Here is a 21,304-nt window from a genome sequence, read left to right as displayed (position 1 = left end):
CGCGGGCGCCTGTAACTCAGCCGACCTTGGCGCGGATGTCGCGCTTCGTCCAGCGGGCGAGCGCGGCGCGCAGGGCCTCGGCGTCCAGCGGCTTGACGATATGGTCGTCCATGCCGGCTTCCAGACAGGCGCGGCGGTCCTCGGCGAAGGCGTTGGCGGTCAGGGCCAGGATCGGCGTCGTGTCGCCCGACGCGCGGATGGTGCGCGCGGCGGCGGGGCCGTCCATGCCGGGCATCCGCATGTCCATGAAGACCACGTCGTAGCGCGCGCGTTTCAACGCCGCGACGGCTTCGTCGCCAGTGGCGGCCGTCTCGACGGTGCACCCCTCGCGGCGCAACAGGGTGCGGGCCAGAAGCGCGCCGACGGGATTGTCCTCGGCCAGCAGGACGCGGATGCCTGCGAACTGAACGGGGGCGACGCGGTCGTCTTCGATCGGGGCGGCGCAGTGGGCGCTGGACTTGTCAGGCGTCTCGGCGCCGACGGCGGCCAGGACGCGCTCGGCTAGGGACGCGCGACGCAAGGGCTTGATCAGATAGCCGTGGAAGCCGACGGCGCGATAACGGGCGATCAGATCGCGTTCGGCCGGTTTCAGCAGGACGATCCCGCGACCGCTCGAAGGCAGGGCCGCCAGCGCGCCCGTCGGGGCGTCGGCGTGATCGACCAGGGTCACCGGGGCCGCATCCGCCACGACGCCGCCCGAGGCCTCGATCTGGGCGCGAGCCGCCGACAGGACAAACGGATCGACGGCGCGCACCGCGACCGTCTGGCCGCGCAACGGCTTGTCGCGCGCCACGGCGACCGCGGCGAAGGCGGCCTCGAAGCGGAAGCGGGCGCCCCCGCCGGTTGCGGCGCCGTCGGGCCGGCTTTCGACCTTCACCGAGCCGTCCATGGCGGCGGCCAGTTTACGCACGACCGCCAGACCCAGGCCGGCGCCATCCTGACGGACCGCGTCGGAACTGTCGGCGTGGCCGAATTCCTCGAATATACGTGTGCGCGCCTCGGGCGCGACGCCGGGGCCGGTGTCGTCGACCAGGAAGGCCAGACGCGGGCGCGCCGGGCTGCCGCCGACGCGCTCGACCGAAATGCGCACGCCGCCGGTTTCGGTGAACTTCACAGCGTTGCCCGCCAGGTTGAAAAGCACCTGACGCAGCCGGCCTTCGTCCGCCAGCACGTCGGGCGCGTCGGCGGCGACGGACCAGACGATCTCCAGCCCCTTGTCGTGGGCGCGCGGGCTCAGCAACTCGGCGACGCCGCGCACCAGACCTTCTAGGTCGACGGGCGCCAGGTCGAACTCCAGCGCCCCGGCCTCCAGCCGCGCATAGTCCAGCAGATCATTGACCAGACCCAGCAGATGTTCGGCCGACTGACGCGCGTTCTCGGCATAGGCGCGCTGGGCGCCGTCCAGCCGGGTCCGCTGCAACAGGTTGATCATGCCGATGACGCCGTTCAGCGGCGTGCGCATCTCATGGCTCATCAGTCGCAGGAACTGCTGGGCTGGGTCGATAGGCGCGCTCGCCCGCTCCTCGATCCGCTTCGTCGCCGTCCGTCGCGTCATGGCCGTCTCCCCAACGACACGGAGCCTAAAGGTCGACGGTTAAGGATGTCTCCACCATGACGCGGGCGCGTCACGCGTGCAGGAAGGGCGTCTGCTCGTCGTCGCCCTCGCGCAGGCCGAACCCTTCATGGCGCTGCGCCACGCGGCGGTCGAAGTCGGCTTCGGCGCCGATGGTGGTGCGGCGGTAGATCAGGGCCTCGGCGATGTGGCGACGCAGAACGCCGGTGCTGCCGTCGAGGTCGGCGATGGTGCGCGCCAGGCGCAAGGTGCGGGTCCAGCCGCGCGCGGTCAGGCCGCCGGCCTCGCCCGCCCGCATCAGCAGCATCCGCCCCGCCTCGTCCGGCGTGGCGAACCGATCCAGCGTGCCGCCGGAGGCGCGGGCGTTCAGGCCTTGGGCGGCGTCCAGCCCCGCCTCTCGCACCCGGTCCTCCTGCATGGCGCGGGCGGTCGCGACGCGCGCCCGGGCCTCGGCCGTGCCCTCGGCGGGCGGGGGAAGAGCCATGTCGGCGGCGGTGACCGGCGGTGTCTCCACCGTCAGGTCGATGCGGTCGAACATCGGACCCGAGACGCGGTTCTGATAGTCGCGCTGGCAACGCGGAGCCTTGCCGCATGCCCCGCGTCCGGCGCCGCCCATGCCGCAGCGACACGGATTCATCGCCGCCACCAACTGGAACCGCGCGGGATAGCGAATGTGGGCGTTGGCGCGGGCGACGACGATCTCGCCCGTCTCCAGCGGCGCCCGCAGCGAGTCCAAGGCCTGGGCGCTGTATTCCGGCAGTTCGTCCAGAAACAGCACGCCATTGTGCGCCAGCGAGGCCTCGCCGGGCTTGGCGCGAAGACCCCCGCCGGTCAGGGCCGCCATTGAGGCGGAATGGTGCGGGCTGCGGAACGGGCGATCGCGGGTCAGGGCGCCGCGTTCGATCAGGCCGGCGACCGACCAGACCATCGAGGTCTCCAGCAACTCTTGCGAGGTCAGGGGCGGCAAAAGGCCCGGCAGGCGCTGCGCCATCATCGACTTTCCCGACCCCGGCGGGCCGATGAACAGCAGGTTGTGGCCGCCGGCCGCCGCGATCTCCAGCGCGCGCTTGGCGCTTTCCTGACCCTTGACCTCGCGCAGGTCGGGCACGGCCTTGCCGTCCGCCAGCGGTCCGGGCTCGGGCGCGCGCAGAATCTGGGTTCCCTTGAAATGGTTGACCAGGCTGATCAGCGAGCGCGGCGCGAGGATGCGGGCGCCGCCCGCCCAGGCGGCCTCCGGTCCCGTCGCTTCGGGGCAGATCAGACCCAGGCCCATGGCGTCTGCGGCGACGGCGGCGGGCAGGGCGCCGCCGACCCGCGCGATCTGGCCGTCCAGCCCCAGCTCGCCGATGGCGGCCCAGCCGTCGAGCGCATCGGGCGCGATCACCCCCATGGCCGCCATCAGGGCCAGGGCGATGGGCAGGTCGAAATGGCTGCCTTCCTTGGGCAGGTCGGCCGGCGCCAGGTTGGCGATGATCCGCTTGGCGGGCAGGGCCAGACCGATGCCGGCGAAGGCCCCGCGCACCCGCTCCTTGCTTTCGGCCACCGCCTTGTCCGGCAGGCCCACGATGTTGAAGATCGTCGGCCCGTCAGCGCCGATCAATTGGACCTCGACGTCCACGCGCCGGGCCTCGACCCCGTCAAAGGCGACCGTGACAACCCGCGCGACCATGTCGTTCTCCCAGCTGAGCAAGAGAACGAACCATGAACCGAAATCTAATTCAAGTGGTGATCACGCAACCTGAGCGGCGCGTTTGGCTTCGATGGCGTCCCACATCAAGGCCGTGGCGTCGATGCCGGTGAAGGCCTTCAGCTGCTGGGCGCCGGTGGGGGAGGTGACGTTGATCTCTGTCAGGTAGTCGCCGATCACGTCTATCCCGACGAAGATCAGGCCGCGTTCTCTCAGTGTCGGACCGATGGCGGCGCAGATTTCCAGATCGCGGGGCGTCAGCTCGACCGGCATGGCCGTGCCTCCGACATGCAAGTTCGAGCGCACCGCCCCCGCCGCCGGGACGCGGTTTATGGCGCCGACGGGCTCGCCGTCGATCAGCAGGATGCGCTTGTCGCCCTTCGAAACGGCGGGAATGAACTTCTGGATCACCAGCGGATCGCGGCTGCCGGCGGCATGGATCTCGATCAGGGCGTCCAAGTTGGGGTCGTCGGCGCGCAGCTTGATCACGCCCGAGCCGCCATTGCCATGCAGGGGCTTCAGGACCACCTCGCCGTGCTTCTTGTGGAAGGCGTCCAGGGCGACCGGGTCGGCCGAGATCAGGGTCGGTGGTTGCAGGCCGGGGAAGGCGGTGACCATCAGCTTTTCGGGGGCCGAACGCACCTGCGCTGGGTCGTTGACCACCAGGGTCCGGGGATGCACCGTCTCCAGCAGATAGGTGGCGGTCACATAGGCCATGTCGAACGGCGGATCCTGGCGCATCAGGATCACGTCCACGTCCTCGGCCAGATCCAGCTTTTCCCAGTCGCCGAAGTCGACGTGGTTGCCGACCTCGCGCCGCACGGTGATCGGGCGGGCGCGGCAGTAGAGGCGGCCCTCTTCCAGCGCCAGGGTGCGGAAGTCATAGACCCACTGTTTGTGACCGCGCGCCTGGGCCGTCTCGGCCATCAGAAAGGTGGTGTCCCCGGCGATGTCGACGGCCTCGATCGGGTCCATCTGGATGGCGACTCTGAGGGTCATTTTTCTTGGGCCTATCGCGCGTCGCGCTACTTGAGGCCCGTTGGGCGCGCCGCGCTCAGGGCCAGTGGATGTTCGGTGTCGGTACGGCGGTCAGTCGAGCTGACGCGCTTCTTCGGCCAGCATGATCGGCACGCCTTCGCGGATCGGATAGGCCAGTTTGGCGCCCGCCGAGATCAACTCGTTGGCGTCGCGGTCATAGGTCAGCTTGCCGCGCGTGACGGGGCAGACCAGCACTTCGAGCAGGCGGGGATCGACGGAGACAGGGGTGTTGAAGGCGTCACTCATTTTTCTGGCCTATCGCGCTGGCGCTAGTTGAGAGCTCTTTAGGAGGCTATCGCGCTTCGCGCTACTTGAGCCCGTCATTGCATGGACGGCGCGGCGTCGTCACCGCCGTCGGCGGCGTCGATGCGCATCAGGGCGGTCAGGGCCTCGGCGCGGGGCATCAGGCCCATGGCCTCCAGCAGAGCCTGCTTCTCGGCGGGTTCGAACGGCAGGGCCATCGACAGGCTGTTGACCAGGGCCTCCATCGGCGCGGTCTCGGCCGTCTCCCAATCGATGTCCAGGAGCCGGTGGGCCATATAGGCGCGCAGGGCGTCGAGGAAGGCGTCCCTGTCGAAGTCCGGCTCCTCAGGCGGGGAGACGAGATCGTCCTCATAGGCCTCGAAGGCAGCGCGAACCTGGCGATAGGGGGTCTTGGACGGCATCTCGGCGGCGATGCGGAAACGCGACACGCCGGTCAGGGTGATCAGATAGCGCCCGTCGGAGGTCTCGGCGAAACTGGTGATCCGACCCGCGCAGCCGACGGGCGACAGGCCGGGCAGGGCCGGCGTGCCGCCCTTGGGCTGGACCAGGCCGATGATCCGGTCGCCGGCCATGGCGTCGTCCACCATGTTCAGATAGCGCGGCTCGAAGATGTTCAGCGGCAGCTGTCCGCGCGGCAGCAGGATGGTCCCGCCCAGCGGGAACACCGGGATCACCTGGGGCAGGTCGAGGGCGCGGACATAGCCTTGAGGCATCACTTCTCCTGGGGCCTACCGCGCTTCGCGCTGCTTAAGGCCCGCTTGTTCTGGATCACGAAAACAGAATGGACGACAGGCGGCGACGACCATCCTTGGATACGTCAGATGTCAGGCCCGCCGCCTCGAAGATGACCAGCAGCTGTTTGCGGGCCGCCTGATCGTTCCACTCACGGTCGGCCTGGATGATGGCCAGCAGATTGTCGACCGCGCCCTTGAAGTCGCCGGCCGCGCTCTGGGCCTCGGCCAAATCAAAGCGCGCCTGATGATCGTTCGGATCGGCGGCGACCTTGGCCTCAAGTTCGGCCGAGGCGCCGGAAGGGGTTTTAGACGCCAGGGCCAGTTGGGCGCGCACGCTCTGGACCGCCGGCTCCTTGGAATCCTGCGGCGCCATGGCGATGGTCTGGGCCGCCTGTTCCGGGTCGCCGCCCGCCAGATAGACCCGCGCCATGCCGGCGATGGCCTTCTCGTTCTCAGGCTCGATCGACAGGACGTGGGCGAAGGCCTGGGCCGCGCCGCCGAAGTCGTTCAGGCCCAGCGATTCCTCGCCCAGCTCCAGCAGCTGCGCCGTCTCGGTCGAGCCGCCCTGACCGCCGGTCAGCTTGTCGATGAAGGCCTTGATCTGACTGTCGGGAATGGCGCCTTGGAAGCCATCGACCGGCTGGCCGTTGACGAAGGCGTAGACGGTCGGGATCGACTGCACCCGCAGCTGGCCCGCATAGGCCGGGTTGGCGTCCACATCGATCTTGACCATCTTCACCGCCCCCTTGACGGCGCGCACGGCCTTCTCCAGCGCCGGACCTAGGGTCCGGCACGGCCCGCACCAGGTGGCCCAGAAGTCGACGATGACCGGCTGATGTTTTGACGCCTCGATCACGTCGGTCATGAAGGAGGCGTCCGTGCCTTCCTTGATCAGGTCGCCGGCGGCGTCGGGGGTCAGGGTCGGGTCGAGCAGGGTCATGGGCGAGGTCCGCGCAGAGATCGGTCAGGTTCAACGGTTCAGATGGCGTCGGGATGCGTCGGCATCAAGCCGGGAAAAGGTCGCGCCGGGATTTCAGACAGTGGTCATGAAAAACACCGTCTAATTCGTCTAATTCGTCTGAATTCTCCGCTGTGCGTCGTCATTTCGACCGTGATCCTCGAGATGGGGCGGCGGCGCAGATCGTCAAGCGAGCGTTGGTAGTGTCTGTGAGGATAGAAAGTGGATATCGGGATGCTATTGTTTTCCGCAGGCAAAACCTTGAGGGCGTCGTGGCCAAAATCAGTCGGATTGCGGCGAGCAGACTAGGCTTAGGTCTGCTCGGAGTGCTCTGGCTCACGGGGTGCCAATCCGATGACCGTCGTCCTTCTTTGATCGGTTACTGGTATGCTGTTGAGGTCGATGGCGAGCCAGCAATCGGGTCTCGCGTAGAGATGAGGCTGCCGGATTTGAACTCGGATACCATGAAAGCCTCGACGTATAGACTGTCCATCGGTTGTGAAGACTGGGGACGCCTCGATCAGAGCCGCAGTGTTTTGATCAGCGACGCGCTAGATCCTTTTGGCAAGTCGCCGCAAGCGCAATGTGATCTGCGTGATCCGGCGCGTTTGGATGCGCTGCGACAGATGACGCACGAAGGGGTTTTTATCACAGTAGACCCGATGACACTTAAGGCAGTGCTTTCCACGAAATCGGGACGAACCGCTCGCTTCGATTTTATGGACATGACGCCTGTCGATTGAAGGCGGAAAAGGATCGAACCCCAAGCCATAAGTTCTGCGACGAGACTGAATTATGAAGTCCAAATTCAGATTGAAAAGCGGTCTCTTAGTCAGACCATCGCTTCGAAATCCACCACGACCGGCTCCCGCCCCAGCAGCGCCAGCACTCGCCGGAACGCCGTCTGATCCAGCGCGGTGGTCGCCGTATTGGTCAGGGGGTGGAAGTTGACGATGTCGGCGCCCCACAGGCGCTGGTCCAGCACGAAGGTCACGCGGCGGTCGATGTCGTTGATCAGGCCCAGCGCCGTGACCGAGCCGGGGCGGACGCCCAGCGTTTCCCACATCAGCGTCTCGTTGCCGAACGACAAGCGGCCCGACCCCATGACGGCGGCGGCGCGCTTCAGGTCGATCACCGTGTCCTGACGCGCCGAGATCAGCCACAGCCGGCCTTTGTGGTCCTTGAGGAACAGGTTCTTGGTGTGGGCGCCGGGCAGGTCGGCCTTGAGGTCCAGCCCTTCCTCGACCCGAAAGACGGCCGGGTGGTCGTGGGTCGCGTGATCCACGCCGTTCGCCTTCAGCCAGACGGTCAGGGTCTCGCGGTCGAAAGCGGGTGCGTCAGTCATGGTTGAGCCGTCGGGTTTCGGGCGTTAGGAAATGGTCATGGTCGATACCGTCAACACGCGCCCGCTGGAACTGGAATGCTATCCGATGACGGCCCGGCCGCCGGACCTGGTGCCCGGCCGCCAGTCGCGCAACTGGATGGACGCCTTCATCAGCCGCCACCCCTATCGCTGCCTGCCGCTGAACATGGCCAACACGACGGGGTGGGAGATCCTGTGCCCGTTCGGCTTCTCGGCCGAGTGGAACGGCGGTCCGCGCCAGGAAGACATCGTCATCACGCCGGATCGGCCCCAGCACGATCTGGCCCATTTCGTCACCTCGCACTTCTCGCGCGGGGTGCTGACCATGCATCCGCAATATCTGTTCCGCACGCCGCCCGGCTGGGGGATGATGTGTTCGGGGTCGCCCAACCATGTGAAGGACGGCATCCAGCCGCTGGTCGGCCTGATCGAGACGGACTGGCTGCCCTTCCCCTTCACGATGAACTGGATCTTCACCCGGCCTGGGCGGATCACCTTCGAGAAGGGCGAACCATTCTGCTTCATCAATCTGATCGAGCACAAGAAGGTCGAACAGTTCCAGCCGATCATCCGCACGCTGGAATCCAACCCGGTGATGAAGGGTCAGTTCGAGGCCTGGAACCGCGCCCGCACCGACTTCAACCAGCGTCTGGCCGGCGGCGATCCGGATGCGGCCAAGGAGGCCTGGCAGCGCTACTACTTCAAGGGCGAGGTGCCGGAGGATCTGGGCACGGCGCCGGCGACCCACTCCAACAAGCGCCGGCTGAAGTCGCCGCGCGTGGGATGAAAGAAAAAGCCCCTCTCCACGCCGTGGAGAGGGGCTTTTATCATCAGGCCGCCGGGCGGGTGACCTGCGGGCCCAGGTTCTGGATCACCTCGCGGGCGTCGAAGGCGTTGGGGTCGTTGGCGGGTTTGGGGCCGCGACCCAGGACGATTTCGGCGTTGGCCTCGAAGCGGTCGACCTGGCGGACGTCGAAGTCGTTGATGCCCCACGGGCCGTAACGGTCCCACGGGCTCCAGAAGCCGCTGCGGTAGTAGCGCCACGACGGACCCCAGTAGGGACTGTAGAAGCGGTTATAGCCCGAATAGAAGGGATCGGGCGTGCCGACGAAGCGGGTGTCGCGGTCGGTGGCGCGATTGACGGTGGAGAACCAGTCGTAACCGCTCTCGACCGTCAGTTCGGCCGAACGCAGCAGCAGCGACTGTTCGACCTGCTCGCGCGACGTCAGCGAATTGCCCGAGAAGCTGACCCGGAAACGGTTGTTTTCCAGGCGCTGCTCAGCATAGCCGCCACGCTGGCCGTTGAAGCCTGCGGGTTGATATGGGGTGGCGGTGGCGCAGGCCGCCAGGGCCAGACCGGCGGCGACGGTCACCGCCAGGGTCTTCAGGGGGAGGGTTTTCATGACATCAAACTCCTTGATCGCCCATTCGGGCGCTCTGACGGCTGAACGGAGCATGAACGAAGGCGTTCCCGACCACTGTATGACGAAGCGTCGCGGCGTCTAGAGCCTCATTACGATCAGCACGGCGGCGACCATTAGCAGTAGGCCGACGAAGACGCCGAAGCCCTTTCGAAAGCGTGGTTGCTGCATGCGTTGCGACAAGGCGGCGCCGGACAGGGCATAGGTGCTCATCGACACCATATCCATGCCGATGGCCGCCATGGCGAACATCGCCATCTGCGGCGCGACCGGGCGGTTCACGTCGATGAAGGGCGGCAGGACGGCTGTGAAAAACAGGATGGCCTTGGGATTGGCGATCTGGACGGCGAACCCGTCGATCAGGGCGCTGCGGCCTTTCTTGACGACGACCTCGTCGGGATCGGCGGCGGTGGCGAAGGCGCCGCGCAGCGCCTTGATCCCCAGCCAGGCGACATAGAGCGCGCCCAGCACGGCGATTACCTTGAAGGCGGCGGGGAAGGCCTTGACCAGGGCGCCGAGACCGAGGGCCGCCGCGCCGAACCACACCAGCGTCGCGGCGTTCATGCCCAGCACGCCGATCAGGGCGGAGGCGCGGCCCTTTTCAACGCCGGTCGCGACGGCGAACAGATTGGCCGGGCCGGGCGTGATCGCCATCACCGCCATGACGCCGAGGAAGGTCGAATAGAGGTGCGGATCGACGGGCAGGGCGGGCATGCGGCGCGATGTCGCTGCTTAGTCGGGCGCGGTCAAGGCGCTCTGTCTCCTGCCCGCGTCGCGGGGAGGTGGCGCGGCGCATCTTGCGCCGTGACGGAGGGGTTCTTCACCATTCACCGGCGTCCGTAGCGATTAAAGAACCCCTCCACCGCTGCGCGGTCCCCCTCCCCGCTGCGCAGGGAGGAGACGATTGACTTAAGTCGCCGGACGGACGGGCGGGGCCGGCGGTTCGGGCGCTTCCGGGGCCTCGGGCGCTTCGACGCCCTCCTCGACGACGGCGTCGGCGGCCTGGTCCAGGGCGTATTGGGCGACCAGGCTGTAGGTCTCCATCTGCTCGGGCGTCGGATTGGTCCAGGCGCTGTTGCGGGCGATGCCTTCTGCGGTGACGACGCCCTTCTGCATCCCCTCTTCCATCGCCTGTTTGACCTCGGGGTCGTTCAGCGCCTCAGCGACAATGGCGTCGACGTCGATGTCCTTCAGCGCCTGGGCGGCCATTTCGGTGGCGTGTTTCGTCGTCTCGGCGGTGAAGGCGGCGACGTCGGGCGCATAGTCCGACCACAGGGCGGCGATGCGACGGCCGCGTTCGGCCTCGCTCAGGCTCTCGTCTTCGGAAATCGCCTCGGCCCGTTCGCCAAAGGTCTCCATGCGCGCTTCGAAGGCCTCGGCGGCGGCTTCCATGCGGGCTTCGGCGGCTTTAGCGGAAGCCGGAGCCGGCGTGGGCGCAGGCGCGGGGGTCTGCGCCAGGGCCGAGGACAGAGGCGCGAGCGCCAGGGCGGCGGTCAGGCTGAGCAGGCGGATCATGGGACGGCTCCCGTTGAATGACCCGCGCAAACTCCGCCCTCAGCCGCCCCGTCTCAAGTGAAATCGCGGTAAGGCTTGGCTTACTGCGGTTGGGCGGGGGCTGCTCCGGCGGGCGCAGCGGCGACAGCTTCCTCAATCTTGGCACGGATCATCGCAGGATAGGCTTTGATCTGCTGAGCGGCCGCGCCCATCTGGTCGGCGGGCGCGCCTTGGCTGACCACGAAGGCTAGGAACTCGTCTGCGAACGTGTCGGCGTCCGCCTGATTGCGCGCCTGGATCGCGTCGAGGTCAGTCTTGGCCTTGGCCTTGTCGGCCTGAGTTGCTGCCGCCTGCATTTCTTCGGCCATGGCTTCCATACGTTCGCCGAAGGCTTCTCCTTTCGCTTCGAAGGCGACTTCCTCGGGGCTGTCCGCTTCTTGGGCGGGCGCCGGAGCGGCCTGCGGCGCAGGCGCAGCGGCCTGACCGGCGGCGAAGGCGGGGGTGGTCAGGGCCAGGACGGCGAAGGCTGCGGCGGAAGACAGAAGGCGCATCGGAAACTCCACGACGGGCCGCCTTGCGGCCCCGAACGAGGCTGCATCCCAGCCCCGGCCGCACCCTCCTACAGTCCGATCAGATTTCAAAGACCCGATAAGGCTTGTCGCCCAGGGTCTTCAGCACCGGCAGGGCGACATTATAGACGGGCGTGCCCTTGGTGGTGCGTCCCTCCGGTCCGCCGCGATGGGCGTGGCCGTGAACGACCAGGCGGACATTGTCATAGCGGTCGATGGTCTCGGCCAGACGCGACGACCCCAGGAAGGCATGGATTTCGGGCGGCTCGCCCATCACCGTCTCGACCACGGGCGCATAGTGCAGCAGCACGACGGAGCGTTCGGTGCGCAGCATGCGGATCGAGTTTTCGATCAGATTGGCGTCCTCGACGGCCTCCTGCACGAAACGCTTGATCGAGGCCTCGCCGAACGAGGAGAGCATGTAGCGGCCGAAGCCGCCGACGAACCCCTTGCCGCCCGCAAAGCCGACGCCGTCGATCTCATAGGCCTCGCCGGTCAGCATCTTGACCCCGGCGTCGGTCAGCATCTTGGTGACGACCTCGGGCTGGCCGCACTCGTGCTCATGATTGCCCAGGACGCCGACCATCGGGATTTTGCAAAGCTTGAGATCCTCAAGCAGCCGCTCGACCTCGGGCGTCTTGCCGTAGTTGGTCAGGTCGCCGCACAGGCACAGGACATCGGCGTCGTCCGACACCCGCTCGAACAGGTCGCGATAGCGATGCTCGGTGGTCTCGCCGACATGAAGGTCCCCGACAGCGGCGACGCGCAGTGTCTTGGCGGGGCCGGGCTCTAGGCCGGGTTGGGTCGTCTGGGGATCGGGGACGGCGTCGGTCATGGCGGCTTACCTTTCAGTGGCCCAGGTTGACGGGGTCGTGGCGTTCCTCCAGCCCCTTGCCGACGACATCGCCAAAGCCCCACTCGGCGACGTCAGCGACATAGTCGCGCGGGCTGAACAGCCGGCCGCGACAGACCTTCACGCGCGGCGCCGGCAGATCGATCTGGGCCGTCAATCGTTGGACCAACTCTTCCATCAGCCAGCGCGGAATCCGGTCGCGCTCGGTCGGATAGGCGAAGCGGAAGTTCAACAGATGGGCGGCCAGCACCTCCCAATAGAGATCCATCTGGTCCAGCAGGCTCTTCCAGTCGATGGCGTCCGACTGTTTCAGGATGACGTGGTTCACGTCGGCGCCGTCATAGCGATAGCGGTCCTGGATGAAGACCTTGGACAGGATCAGGGCCGTGGGCGGGGTGATCTGGACCTGATGGCCATAGACGGTGATCCGGTCCTCGCTGAACCAGCTGTCGGACACGGCGATGGTGCCGTTCGACATGGCGAAGATGACGTCGAAGAAGTGTTTCTCGTCCTTCCACACCTTGGCGATCCAGCGCTCGTCTTCGACGTCGGTGCGGTAGCCGTGCTTCTGGAAGAAGGCCAGGATGCGGGGGTAGTCGCCGGGCTTGCAGAAGACGTCTAGATCCTTGGTCGGACGCCGGATGCCGGTGTAGGCCGTGACCGCATAGGTGCCCGACAGCAGGAAGGGGATGCCGCTTTCCTTGAGCAGGCGCAGGCTCTCTTCGTAAAAGGCCAGGGCGTCCGCCGGCGGCTCGAAGGTCGGTTCGGCGATCACGTCTGACATCGGCTGGGGCCCTTTGCTGGCAAGGGCGAGTAAACGGCGACGCTGAACGGCGGTTCCGCAATCCTACCTAGGTGGGCCGCTACAGGATCCTTAACCCCTGCGTGTCACTGTTCCGTCATGGGACTGAAGTGGGTGAACGCAGAAGGCGGGCGCTGGCGGTTTTTCCGTCACGAGGCCGGCCGCGCGGCTGGGCCGTCGCCCTACGCCTATGTGGCCTTGTTCGCCCTGTGCCTGTCGGTCGCCCAGTGGAGCATGCATGCCTTCGGCGCCACGGTTCTGTGGCCGGCCAATGCGGTGCTTCTGGCCGCCGTCCTTCAGCTTCATCGTCGCCAGGCCATCGGCGTCATGCTCGCCTGCGCGGCCATCAATCTGGCCAGCAACGTCGTGCGCGGCGATCCCGGCGTGATGATGTTCACCAATGTCGCCCTGAACCTGACGCAGGTCTGCGTCGCCGCCGTCCTGGCGCGCCGGGTCTGCGGAGCCGCGCTGGATATGCGCCGGCCCTGGCGTCTGTTCCGCTTCGCCGTCTTCGCCGCCGTGCCGGCGGTCTTGATCAGCACCCTGCTGGCGGGCGCGGTCGCGGTGCTGATGAGCTGGAAGGTGCCGGGCACGCTGGCGTTCCGGATGCACCACCTGTTCGACATGGAACTGCTGGCGATGATGATCGTCACGCCGTCCCTGCTGCTGCTGGCGCGCAATCACCGTTTCAGGGACGACGCCCAGGCCACGATGACGGAGGCGGCCGCCCTGCTGGTGCTGGTCGGCGGCGTCACGCTGTGGGTCTTCACCCAGACATCGGCGCCAGTGATGTTCGCGGTGTTTCCGCCGCTGATCCTTCTGGCCTTCCGGCTGTGCCCGCCGACCACCGCCTGCGCGGTGGTGCTGGTCGCGGCCATCGGCGGCGCCGCCACGCTGAGCGGGCGTGGGCCGGTCGTGCTGACCCGCCTGCCGTCCGATCCGGTTCTGGCGGCCCTGCCCGAAGTGATGCGCCAGATGAATGTGTTTCATCTGTTCCTGCTGTGCGTCGTCGGGTCGGTTCTGCCCATCACCACCCTGTCGACCGAGCGTCGACGGCTGACGGCGCGTCTGAGGGCGCGCACGGCGGCGGCGCTGGACGCCCTGGCCCTGGCCAAGCGCGCCGATGAGGCGAAGTCGCGCTTCCTGGCCTTGATGAGCCATGAGATGCGCACGCCCCTGACCGGGGTCACCGGCTATGCCGACCTGTTGTCGCGCTCGACCAGCCTGGACGCGGAGGGCCATCGGCAGGTCAATGCGGTGCGCCAGTGCGGCGAATCCATGCTGCGTCTGGTCGAGGACTTGCTGGAGATTTCGCGCGGAGGCGACGAGGTCGTGCTGAAGCCCGCCGATCTGCGCGCCTTGATCCAAGACGCCGTGGCGCCGGCGCGCGAGTGGGCCGAGATCCGCGGCCTGACGTTCGACCTGCACATTGCGCCGGAGGCCGAGGGCTGGGTGCTGACCGACATGCGGCGGCTTCGCCAGATTCTGCATCATCTGACTCTGAACGCCTCGAAATTCACCTCGCACGGGGGCGTGGGCGTCATGGTCGATCGGACCGACGACCGGCTGCGGATCGCCGTGTCGGACACCGGCTGCGGCATGGACGCCGAGACCCTGGCGGGCGTGTTCCGCCTGTTCGAACAGGCGGACGCCTCCACCAGCCGCGCGCATGAGGGGGCGGGCGTCGGCCTGGCTCTGGCCAAGAGCCATGCCGAGCGCCTGAACGGAACCATCGCCGTCGAAAGCGTCCAGTGGCAGGGCTCGACCTTCACCCTGGAGATCGAGGCGCCCCTCGTGGCCCCCGTAGAGACGGACGGCGGCGCGCCGCTGGACAGCCGCCGTATGCGGGTGCTGATCGTCGATGACCACCCGGCCAATCGGGATCTGCTGCGCATCATGCTGCAGGCCGCCGACTGCGACACCGCCGAGGCCTGCGATGGGCGCGAGGCGGTGAACGCCGCCTCGGCCGAGGCCTTCGATCTGATCCTGATGGATGTGCGCATGCCGGTGATGGATGGTCTGGCCGCCACGCGTGCGATCCGCGCCCTGGCCGATCCCGCCAGCCAGACGCCGATCCTGGCCGTCACCGCCGAGGCCATGCCCGAAGACGCCGCACGGTGCCTGTCCGCCGGCATGGACGGCCATCTGGCCAAGCCGGTGACCCAGGCCAAGCTCTACGCCGCCATCGACGAGACGCTGAGCGCTGCCGCGTCGCGACTGGACGCCCAAGCCGCCTGGCCGTCGGGCGCGTCTTCATCCCCAGGCCCGTCCCCAGGGATGTGCGGCACGGACACAACATCTAGCGGTCGAGATAAATCGTGATCGCAACATAGACCTATTTTGACTTGGCGCCGACGTCTTCAAATCGCATGGTGAACGCGTTTTCAGAATCGCCCTCAGGTCCAGTTTCGATGAACGCCATCACTCCGATCATCCTCCCCGAGCGCGCCGGTCTTCTGACCCCGTCGGCCGCCTACAAGCCGTTCCGCTATCCGTGGGCGTTCGACATGTGGAAGAAGCAGCAGCAGGTCCACTGGATGCCCGAAGAGGTGCCGCTGGGCGAGGACGTCAAGGATTGGGCCTCGACCCTGAACGACGGCGAACGCAACCTGCTGACCCAGATCTTCCGCTTCTTCACCCAGGCGGACATCGAGGTTCAGGACAACTACATGGAACGCTACGGTCGGGTCTTCAAACCGACCGAGGTGAAGATGATGCTGGCCGCCTTCGGCAATATGGAGACGATCCATATCGCGGCCTACGCCCTGCTGCTCGAGACCATCGGCATGCCCGAGAGCGAGTTCGGGTCCTTCATGGAATACGAGGCCATGCGGGACAAGCACGACTATATGGGCCAGTTCGGGGTCGATTCCGACGCCGACATCTGCCGGACCCTGGCCATGTTCGGCGGCTTCTCGGAAGGCGTTCAGCTGTTCGCGTCCTTCGCCATGCTGATGAACTTCCCGCGCCAGAACAAGATGAAGGGCATGGGCCAGATCGTGTCCTGGTCGGTGCGCGACGAGAGCCTGCACTGCGAAGGCATCATCAAGCTGTACCACGCCTTCAACAAGGAGACGGGCGCCGTCACCAAGTCGGTCGCGGACGACATCGTCGACTGCTGCAAGACGGTGGTGAACATGGAGGACAAGTTCATCGACCTGGCCTTCGAGATGGGCTCGGTCCAAGGCATGACGCCGGACGACATCAAACAATACATCCGTTTCATCGCCGACTGGCGCCTGCGTCAGCTGAAGCTGCCGGAAGTCTATGGGGTGACGGAAAATCCGCTGCCGTGGTTGCAGTCGCTGCTCAGCGGCGTTGAACACGCCAACTTCTTCGAGGCCCGCGCCACCGAATATTCCAAGGCGGCGACGCAAGGAAACTGGCACGGCGCCGACGGCGTCTGGACCGAGTTCGACCGCATGATGGCGCGGCGCGACATGAGCCTGGCCGCGGGCTGACACATCTCCCATTTCGGGCGTAGGCTCTCTCGAAAGGGAGAGCACCCCATGAGCGAAGAGATCGTCTTCTACACCAACCCCATGTCGCGCGGACGCATCGTCCGCTGGATGCTGGAGGAGGCAGGTCAACCCTATCGCACCGTCGTGGTCGATTATCCGGCGATGAAGTCGCCGGACTATCTGGCGATCAATCCGATGGGCAAGGTGCCGGCCATCGCTCATCGCGGCGTCGTCGTGACCGAATGCGCCGCCATCTGCGCCTATCTGGCCGACGCCTTTCCTGACACCGGCCTGGCGCCGGCGACGGACGATCCGCTGCGCGGCCTTTATTATCGCTGGATGTTCTTCGCGGCCGGACCGGTCGAGGCAGCGGTGACGGCCAAGTCGCTGGGCCAACTGCCGCCGCCCGAGAAGTCGGCCATGGTCGGCTACGGCTCGTTCGATCAGGTGATCGACGGGCTGGAACACGCGTTGGATCGCAGCCCGTGGATCCTCGGCGAACAGTTCAGCGCCGCCGATGTCTATGTCGGCAGCCAGATCGCCTGGGGGCTGATGTTCAAGAGCCTGCCCGAACGTCCGGCGTTCACGGCCTATGCCGAGCGGATCACGACACGCCCGGCCGCTGTGCGCGCCCGCGAAATCGACGACGCCCTGATCGCCAAGGCGAAGGCCAAGGCGGACTGACGGCGTTCACTGCGCCGGTTCGACCCACGCCGGCCGGGCGGTGCAGGCGGGGCGGAAGCCCGTGCGGCACAGTCGCACCTGTTCCTGCCAAGCGGCATAGTCGCGGTCGTATTTCTCCTGGGCCAAGCGGGCGGTTTCGGCGGCGGCGCGGGCCTGTTCCTCGGCCTGGCTGACCTCGATCTGATGACGGGCCAGGGCGGCGTCGTAGTCCAACCGGTTGGCGGCGTCGGTCTTGTCGGCCAGGGCGTTCTGGGCGGCGATCTCGTCGTTGAGGGCGCGGGTGGTGCGCAGTTCCTCTTCGGTCTGCTGGGCGTCGCTGGCCCGGTGATAGGCCTCGCCCCGCGCCTTCAGCAGGGCGTCGCGGCTGGCGGGATCGGCCGGGTCGGGCAGGGCGCGCTGATCGCGATAGGGGTCGGCGGTCGCCGGCGCCGTCGTCGTCTGGGCGGCGACGGGCGCGGTCAGGGCGGCGGCCAGCATGGCGGCGGCGACGGCGGTGCGAACGATCATGACTGTCTCTCCCGAGGCCGTGGCGTTCTGCGCAGCTTGGCCATTGTGATCCTGCTGCACAACGCCGCAGCGATGAAAAGGTGGCGAAAGGCTCGGCTTCGCGTCATGGTCGATCTCTCCCGACCGCAGCCTAGCCGAGAAGATCGATGATCCTGAGCACCGCGTCCGGCGACTTCCCCATTCCCGCGGATGTCGCGCGTCAGTTGCCAAACGTGCCGGCCCTGCCCGATACGACCGCCGCAGACGCCCGGCTTCAGATCGAGGACTTCCGTCACTGGCTGGACGCCTCGCCCGAGCACGCCATCGACTATGAGCGGCTGCGGCGCTGGCATCTGGTCCAGGAGGAGCTGGCGGCCCAGGCCAAGGCGGAGAACCGGCCCTTCGTCGTGTCCGACGACGGTCTGGAATAGGGCGACGCTGGAACGTCTTTGAGCGCGGGGGATTGCGGCAACATCCCCTTGCCCCCGGAGACTTTCATGTTCCAATCAATCGGTTACGGCGCAAAGACCGCCCGGTCGAAGCTCGAGCCCATGACGTTCGAGCGCGACGATCCCAAGCCCAATGAGCTGGTGATCGAGGTTCTTTACGCCGGCGTCTGCCACTCCGACATCCACCAGGTCAAAAACGAATGGGCCAACACGGTCTATCCGTGCGTGCCGGGCCACGAGATCGTCGGGCGGGTCAAACAGGCGGGCGCCGAGACCTCGCGCTTCAAGGAAGGCGATCTGGTCGGCGTCGGCTGCATGATCGACAGCTGCCGCCAATGTGAGGCCTGCAGCGCCGGCGATCAGAACTACTGCGAGGGTCCGAACAGCTGGTTGGCGACCTATAACGGCCCCATGACGCCAGCGACCGAGACAGAAGACGGCGCCAACATGTACGGCCGGGACAATACCTACGGCGGCTATTCCGATGTGGTGGTCGTGCCCGAGGACTTCGTGTTGCGCATCCCCGAAGGCCTGGACCCCAAGGCGGCCGCGCCCATCCTGTGCGCCGGCGTGACCACCTGGTCGCCGCTGAAACACCGGGGCGTCAAGGCGGGGGACAAGGTCGCCGTCCTGGGCTTTGGCGGTCTGGGCCATATGGCGGCCAAGCTGGCCAAGGCTCTGGGGGCGGAAGTGACCGTCCTGACTTCGACGCCCGAAAAGATCGAGGACGCCAAGCGGCTGGGCGCCGACGCGGCCCATGTCGAGACGGACAAGACGGCCCTGGCGCCCCTGGCGGGAACGTTCGACTTCATCCTGTCCACCGTGCCCGAGAAGCACGAGATCGGCGCCCTGCTGGACCTGATGAAGCGCGATGCGGCCTTCATCGTCGTGGGCAATCTCGATGTCGTGGACGGGGTCGATAACTCCAAACTGGCCTTCAAACGCCAGACGGTCGGCGGCTCCTTGATCGGCAATCTTCAGGAAACCCAGGACGTGCTGGACTTCTGCGCCGCCAACGGCGTGGCCCCCGAGGTCGAAATGATCGACATCGCCGAGATCAACGACGCCTATGTGAAGATCGAGAACGGCGAGGCGCGCTACCGCTACGTCATCGACATGGCGACCCTGAAGGCGGCCTGATCGCCTATCCGGGCAGGCGCAGTTCGAAGGCTGCGCCTGTTCCGTCGGTCTCGACCAGCCGCAGATCGCCGCCGTGGAGGGCGGCCAGTTCGCGCGAGATGGTCAGGCCCAGGCCCGAACCGTCCGAGCTCTTTGAGCTGACAAAGGGTTCGAACAGGCGTTCGGCCAGACGCGGCGGAATGCCGGGGCCGTCGTCGGCGATGCGCACGACGCAGAAGCCGTCCTGACCGAAGGCGCTGACGGTGATGGCGCCCTTACCGCGCCGCTCGGGCGGACGCGTGGGATCGGCCTCGATGGCCTGGCGGGCGTTGCGCATCAGATTGACCAGGATGCGATACAGCTGATCCGGGTCGGCTTCGACGGCGAACCGGGGCGGCAGCTGTTTGACCAGGCGCACGCCGTCGGGGTCCAGTCCGGCGTCCTCGGCCGCCAGGGTCAGAGCCTTGGTCAGGACGACGCGAGTCTTCTGGGGGGCAGGCTCCTCGCTCTTGCCGTATTCCAACACATTGCGCGACAGGCCGGCGGCGCGGCTGAGCGCGCGCTCCAGCCGGGGCAGGGCCTTGGCCACCTGCGGGTCGGCGGAGGTCGCCAGCCGCTCGGACGCCATCTGCGCCGAGGTCAGCATGTTGCGCAGGTCATGGTTGATCTTGGCCACCGCCTCGCCCAGCGCGACCAGACGGGCGCGCGAGCGCAGGGAATGGCGCACCTCCTCCTGCATCCGGCTGAGTTCGCGCTCGACGCGACCGATCTCGTCGTGACGGTCGGACGGCGCCTCGGCCTCGCTCTCGGGATCGGCGGCGAACCGCTCCATCGAGCGGGTGACGCGACGAAGCGGCCGCAGCACCAGCAGGGCCAGACCACCATACAGCAGCGCGCCCGCCGTCACCGACACCAGCAGCGACACCAGCAGGCTGTTCAGCAGGAAGGCGCGCAGTTCCAGCTTCAACGGCTGGGCGGGGGTGACGATCTCGATGAAGTCGCCCGAGCGATAGCGCGGCTTGGCCTGAACCCGCAGCGAGCGGTCCGGATGGCCGAACAGGGTGCGCCACGGGTCGGTCAGGCGCGACCAGCTGTCCTGACGCCTGAGGTCGATCAGTTCGGGCGCGCGGGGCAGGTTGGGGGCCTGAAGCAGCAGGCGGCGCACGCCTTGCTCTGTCAGGGCGACCGCCTGAACCCCGCCGATCCGCATCAACTCGGCGGCCGTATCGTCCTCGACCGCGCTATAGGGCAGGGCTTCGACCCCGACCGAGGCCAGTTCGGCGGCCTGGAGCCGGTCGCGCAGCCAGCGCTCGTGGAAGGCCGCCAGGTTCGGGCCCAGGATCAGAGCCTCGACCGCCAGGGTGAAGGCGACGGTCAGCAGCAGCAGCCGCGCCGACAGGCCGTCGGGCGCGCGCGGGGTCAGGCGCTCGCGCCAGAGACTGGCCTGGTCCGGCGTCAGGTTCAGCCGCGCCGCGATCCGGTCGAACAGGGCGCTCATGCCGCCGTCGCCCCGATCCGGCGGGCGCGGATCATCTGGAACAGCTTGATGCCGATGGGCAGAAGCAGGGACAGGAAGACCACGCCCATCAAAGGCCAGAAGAACTGTTGCAGCAGCATCGGCAGGTCCGGCCGCACGCCCGCGCGCAGCAGGTCGCCGAGTTGCGATCCGATCCAGGTATAGATGAAGGTGGACGGCAGCAGTCCGATGAAGGTGGCGATGATGTAGGGTCTCAGCGGCACCGCCATCATCCCCGCCGTCGCGTTGACCAGGACGAAGGGCACGCTGGGGATCACGCGCAGGGTGAACAGGGTGGTGAAGGCGTTGCGGTCGATGCCCTTGGCCAGCCGATCCATGAAGCCGGCGTCGGCCTCGAACTTGGCGCGCAGCCAGGAACCGATCGAGGTGCGATAGACATAATAGATGACGACCGAACCGATGGTGGCCCCCGTCGACTGGGCCAGGGCCCCGACATAGGGGCCGAACATCATCCCGCCCAGCAGGGTCAGGAAAACGGGTCCGGGAATGGTCGAGGCGGTCGCCAGGGCGTAGACGGCGATGAAGGCGACCAGCGCAATCCACCAGTTCTGTTGCGCATAGGCCTGAAGGTTCAGCCCGTGCTCGCGGATCAGATCCATCGACAAATAGCGGTTCCAGCCCAAGGCGAAGAAGGCGATCACCAGGCCGGCGATGGCCGCCAACGGCGCCAGCCGCAGGGCCCATTCCTTCGCCGTTCGTTTCGCCATCCGTTTCATCGTCCCGAAATGCCGTCCGAGCGTTGACTCACGCGGACATGCGACTTATACGCCCGCCCTTCCTGCGGCGGACGCCTCTTGCCCCGTCGCCCAACC

General features: G+C 67.0%; 23 protein-coding genes. 7 read left to right on the top strand and 16 right to left on the bottom strand.

What is annotated here, in order from left to right; translation table 11 throughout:
- Positions 1-16: 16 nt before the first annotated feature.
- The 6 genes from E4341_RS01305 to trxA form a co-directional block, all read right to left on the bottom strand.
- Positions 17-1,555, bottom strand: a complete 1,539-nt coding sequence (locus tag E4341_RS01305) for a response regulator (RefSeq protein ID WP_165114556.1) — start codon at positions 1,553-1,555, stop codon at positions 17-19.
- A 70-nt stretch (positions 1,556-1,625) separates the two neighbouring features.
- Positions 1,626-3,242 (bottom strand): YifB family Mg chelatase-like AAA ATPase, encoded by a 1,617-nt coding sequence (locus E4341_RS01300; RefSeq protein WP_165114553.1) that lies wholly within the window; start codon positions 3,240-3,242, stop codon positions 1,626-1,628.
- Positions 3,243-3,302: 60 nt separating this feature from the next.
- On the bottom strand, positions 3,303-4,259 hold the full coding sequence (gshB, locus tag E4341_RS01295) for a glutathione synthase (protein ID WP_165114550.1): 957 nt from the start codon (positions 4,257-4,259) through the stop codon (positions 3,303-3,305).
- A gap of 90 nt (positions 4,260-4,349) precedes the next feature.
- A complete protein-coding gene (locus E4341_RS01290; RefSeq protein WP_055754657.1) occupies positions 4,350-4,544 on the bottom strand; it encodes a Trm112 family protein in 195 nt (64 codons plus the stop codon).
- Positions 4,545-4,618: 74 nt separating this feature from the next.
- Positions 4,619-5,275: an LON peptidase substrate-binding domain-containing protein gene (locus E4341_RS01285; protein WP_026108391.1), complete on the bottom strand. Its 657-nt coding sequence runs from the start codon at positions 5,273-5,275 to the stop codon at positions 4,619-4,621.
- A gap of 55 nt (positions 5,276-5,330) precedes the next feature.
- Entirely contained in the window at positions 5,331-6,236 is a 906-nt protein-coding gene (gene trxA, locus E4341_RS01280; RefSeq protein WP_165114547.1) for a thioredoxin, read from the bottom strand.
- A 152-nt stretch (positions 6,237-6,388) separates the two neighbouring features.
- Between trxA and E4341_RS01275 the strand changes: the two genes are divergently transcribed.
- Positions 6,389-6,997 (top strand): hypothetical protein, encoded by a 609-nt coding sequence (locus E4341_RS01275; RefSeq protein WP_165114544.1) that lies wholly within the window; start codon positions 6,389-6,391, stop codon positions 6,995-6,997.
- Between the two features lie 89 nt (positions 6,998-7,086).
- Here the strand turns inward: E4341_RS01275 and E4341_RS01270 are convergent, their stop codons facing one another.
- On the bottom strand, positions 7,087-7,599 hold the full coding sequence (locus E4341_RS01270; protein ID WP_165114541.1) for a prolyl-tRNA synthetase associated domain-containing protein: 513 nt from the start codon (positions 7,597-7,599) through the stop codon (positions 7,087-7,089).
- Positions 7,600-7,636: 37 nt separating this feature from the next.
- Between E4341_RS01270 and E4341_RS01265 the strand changes: the two genes are divergently transcribed.
- Positions 7,637-8,404, top strand: a complete 768-nt coding sequence (locus tag E4341_RS01265; protein WP_156146787.1) for a DUF6065 family protein — start codon at positions 7,637-7,639, stop codon at positions 8,402-8,404.
- 43 nt (positions 8,405-8,447) lie between these two features.
- On the opposite strand, the gene E4341_RS01260 is transcribed toward E4341_RS01265, so the two are convergent.
- The 6 genes from E4341_RS01260 to E4341_RS01235 all read right to left on the bottom strand — a co-directional run bounded on the left by E4341_RS01260 (position 8,448) and on the right by E4341_RS01235 (position 12,738).
- On the bottom strand, positions 8,448-9,020 hold the full coding sequence (locus E4341_RS01260; RefSeq protein ID WP_165114538.1) for a hypothetical protein: 573 nt from the start codon (positions 9,018-9,020) through the stop codon (positions 8,448-8,450).
- Between the two features lie 99 nt (positions 9,021-9,119).
- A complete protein-coding gene (locus tag E4341_RS01255; protein WP_165114535.1) occupies positions 9,120-9,752 on the bottom strand; it encodes a LysE family translocator in 633 nt (210 codons plus the stop codon).
- 195 nt (positions 9,753-9,947) lie between these two features.
- Positions 9,948-10,553, bottom strand: a complete 606-nt coding sequence (locus E4341_RS01250; protein WP_165114532.1) for a hypothetical protein — start codon at positions 10,551-10,553, stop codon at positions 9,948-9,950.
- 80 nt (positions 10,554-10,633) lie between these two features.
- On the bottom strand, positions 10,634-11,083 hold the full coding sequence (locus E4341_RS01245; protein ID WP_165114529.1) for a translation initiation factor IF-2: 450 nt from the start codon (positions 11,081-11,083) through the stop codon (positions 10,634-10,636).
- Between the two features lie 79 nt (positions 11,084-11,162).
- Positions 11,163-11,936 carry a metallophosphoesterase gene (locus tag E4341_RS01240; RefSeq protein WP_185225515.1) on the bottom strand — a complete coding sequence of 258 codons (774 nt, stop codon included), beginning with the start codon at positions 11,934-11,936 and terminating at the stop codon, positions 11,163-11,165.
- Positions 11,937-11,949: 13 nt separating this feature from the next.
- Positions 11,950-12,738, bottom strand: a complete 789-nt coding sequence (locus tag E4341_RS01235) for a nucleotidyltransferase family protein (protein WP_055754649.1) — start codon at positions 12,736-12,738, stop codon at positions 11,950-11,952.
- Positions 12,739-12,855: 117 nt separating this feature from the next.
- Between E4341_RS01235 and E4341_RS01230 the strand changes: the two genes are divergently transcribed.
- The 3 genes from E4341_RS01230 (at position 12,856) to E4341_RS01220 (ending at position 16,901) form a co-directional block, all read left to right on the top strand.
- Complete coding sequence (locus tag E4341_RS01230) at positions 12,856-15,078, top strand: response regulator (protein WP_165114526.1); 2,223 nt, start codon at positions 12,856-12,858, stop codon at positions 15,076-15,078.
- A gap of 89 nt (positions 15,079-15,167) precedes the next feature.
- Complete coding sequence (locus E4341_RS01225; RefSeq protein ID WP_165114523.1) at positions 15,168-16,217, top strand: ribonucleotide-diphosphate reductase subunit beta; 1,050 nt, start codon at positions 15,168-15,170, stop codon at positions 16,215-16,217.
- 48 nt (positions 16,218-16,265) lie between these two features.
- Entirely contained in the window at positions 16,266-16,901 is a 636-nt protein-coding gene (locus E4341_RS01220) for a glutathione S-transferase family protein (RefSeq protein ID WP_165114520.1), read from the top strand.
- A gap of 6 nt (positions 16,902-16,907) precedes the next feature.
- Here E4341_RS01220 and E4341_RS01215 read toward each other — a convergent pair whose 3' ends face one another.
- The gene (locus E4341_RS01215) at positions 16,908-17,408 is read right to left on the bottom strand and encodes a hypothetical protein (RefSeq protein ID WP_165114517.1); all 501 of its coding nucleotides are present in this window, start codon (positions 17,406-17,408) and stop codon (positions 16,908-16,910) included.
- Between the two features lie 146 nt (positions 17,409-17,554).
- Here E4341_RS01215 and E4341_RS01210 point away from each other — a divergent pair, with 146 nt between their 5' ends.
- Together E4341_RS01210 and E4341_RS01205 are read left to right on the top strand one after the other, a co-directional pair.
- Positions 17,555-17,818 (top strand): hypothetical protein, encoded by a 264-nt coding sequence (locus E4341_RS01210; RefSeq protein ID WP_039246564.1) that lies wholly within the window; start codon positions 17,555-17,557, stop codon positions 17,816-17,818.
- Positions 17,819-17,884: 66 nt separating this feature from the next.
- Positions 17,885-18,976: an NAD(P)-dependent alcohol dehydrogenase gene (locus E4341_RS01205; protein ID WP_165114514.1), complete on the top strand. Its 1,092-nt coding sequence runs from the start codon at positions 17,885-17,887 to the stop codon at positions 18,974-18,976.
- Positions 18,977-18,980: 4 nt separating this feature from the next.
- On the opposite strand, the gene E4341_RS01200 is transcribed toward E4341_RS01205, so the two are convergent.
- Both E4341_RS01200 and E4341_RS01195 read right to left on the bottom strand, forming a co-directional pair.
- On the bottom strand, positions 18,981-20,453 hold the full coding sequence (locus tag E4341_RS01200; RefSeq protein ID WP_055809375.1) for a sensor histidine kinase: 1,473 nt from the start codon (positions 20,451-20,453) through the stop codon (positions 18,981-18,983).
- On the bottom strand, positions 20,450-21,199 hold the full coding sequence (locus E4341_RS01195) for a TVP38/TMEM64 family protein (RefSeq protein ID WP_165114511.1): 750 nt from the start codon (positions 21,197-21,199) through the stop codon (positions 20,450-20,452). Before E4341_RS01195 ends, E4341_RS01200 begins: the two co-directional genes overlap by 4 nt.
- Positions 21,200-21,304: the final 105 nt, after the last annotated feature.

Origin of the sequence: Brevundimonas sp. 'scallop' (assembly GCF_011045535.1) — a bacterium.
In the GTDB taxonomy this organism is placed as follows: Bacteria; Pseudomonadota; Alphaproteobacteria; order Caulobacterales; family Caulobacteraceae; genus Brevundimonas; species Brevundimonas vesicularis.
Note: the sequence above shows the minus strand (reverse complement) of the source record. Positions and strands in the feature narration are given on the sequence as shown.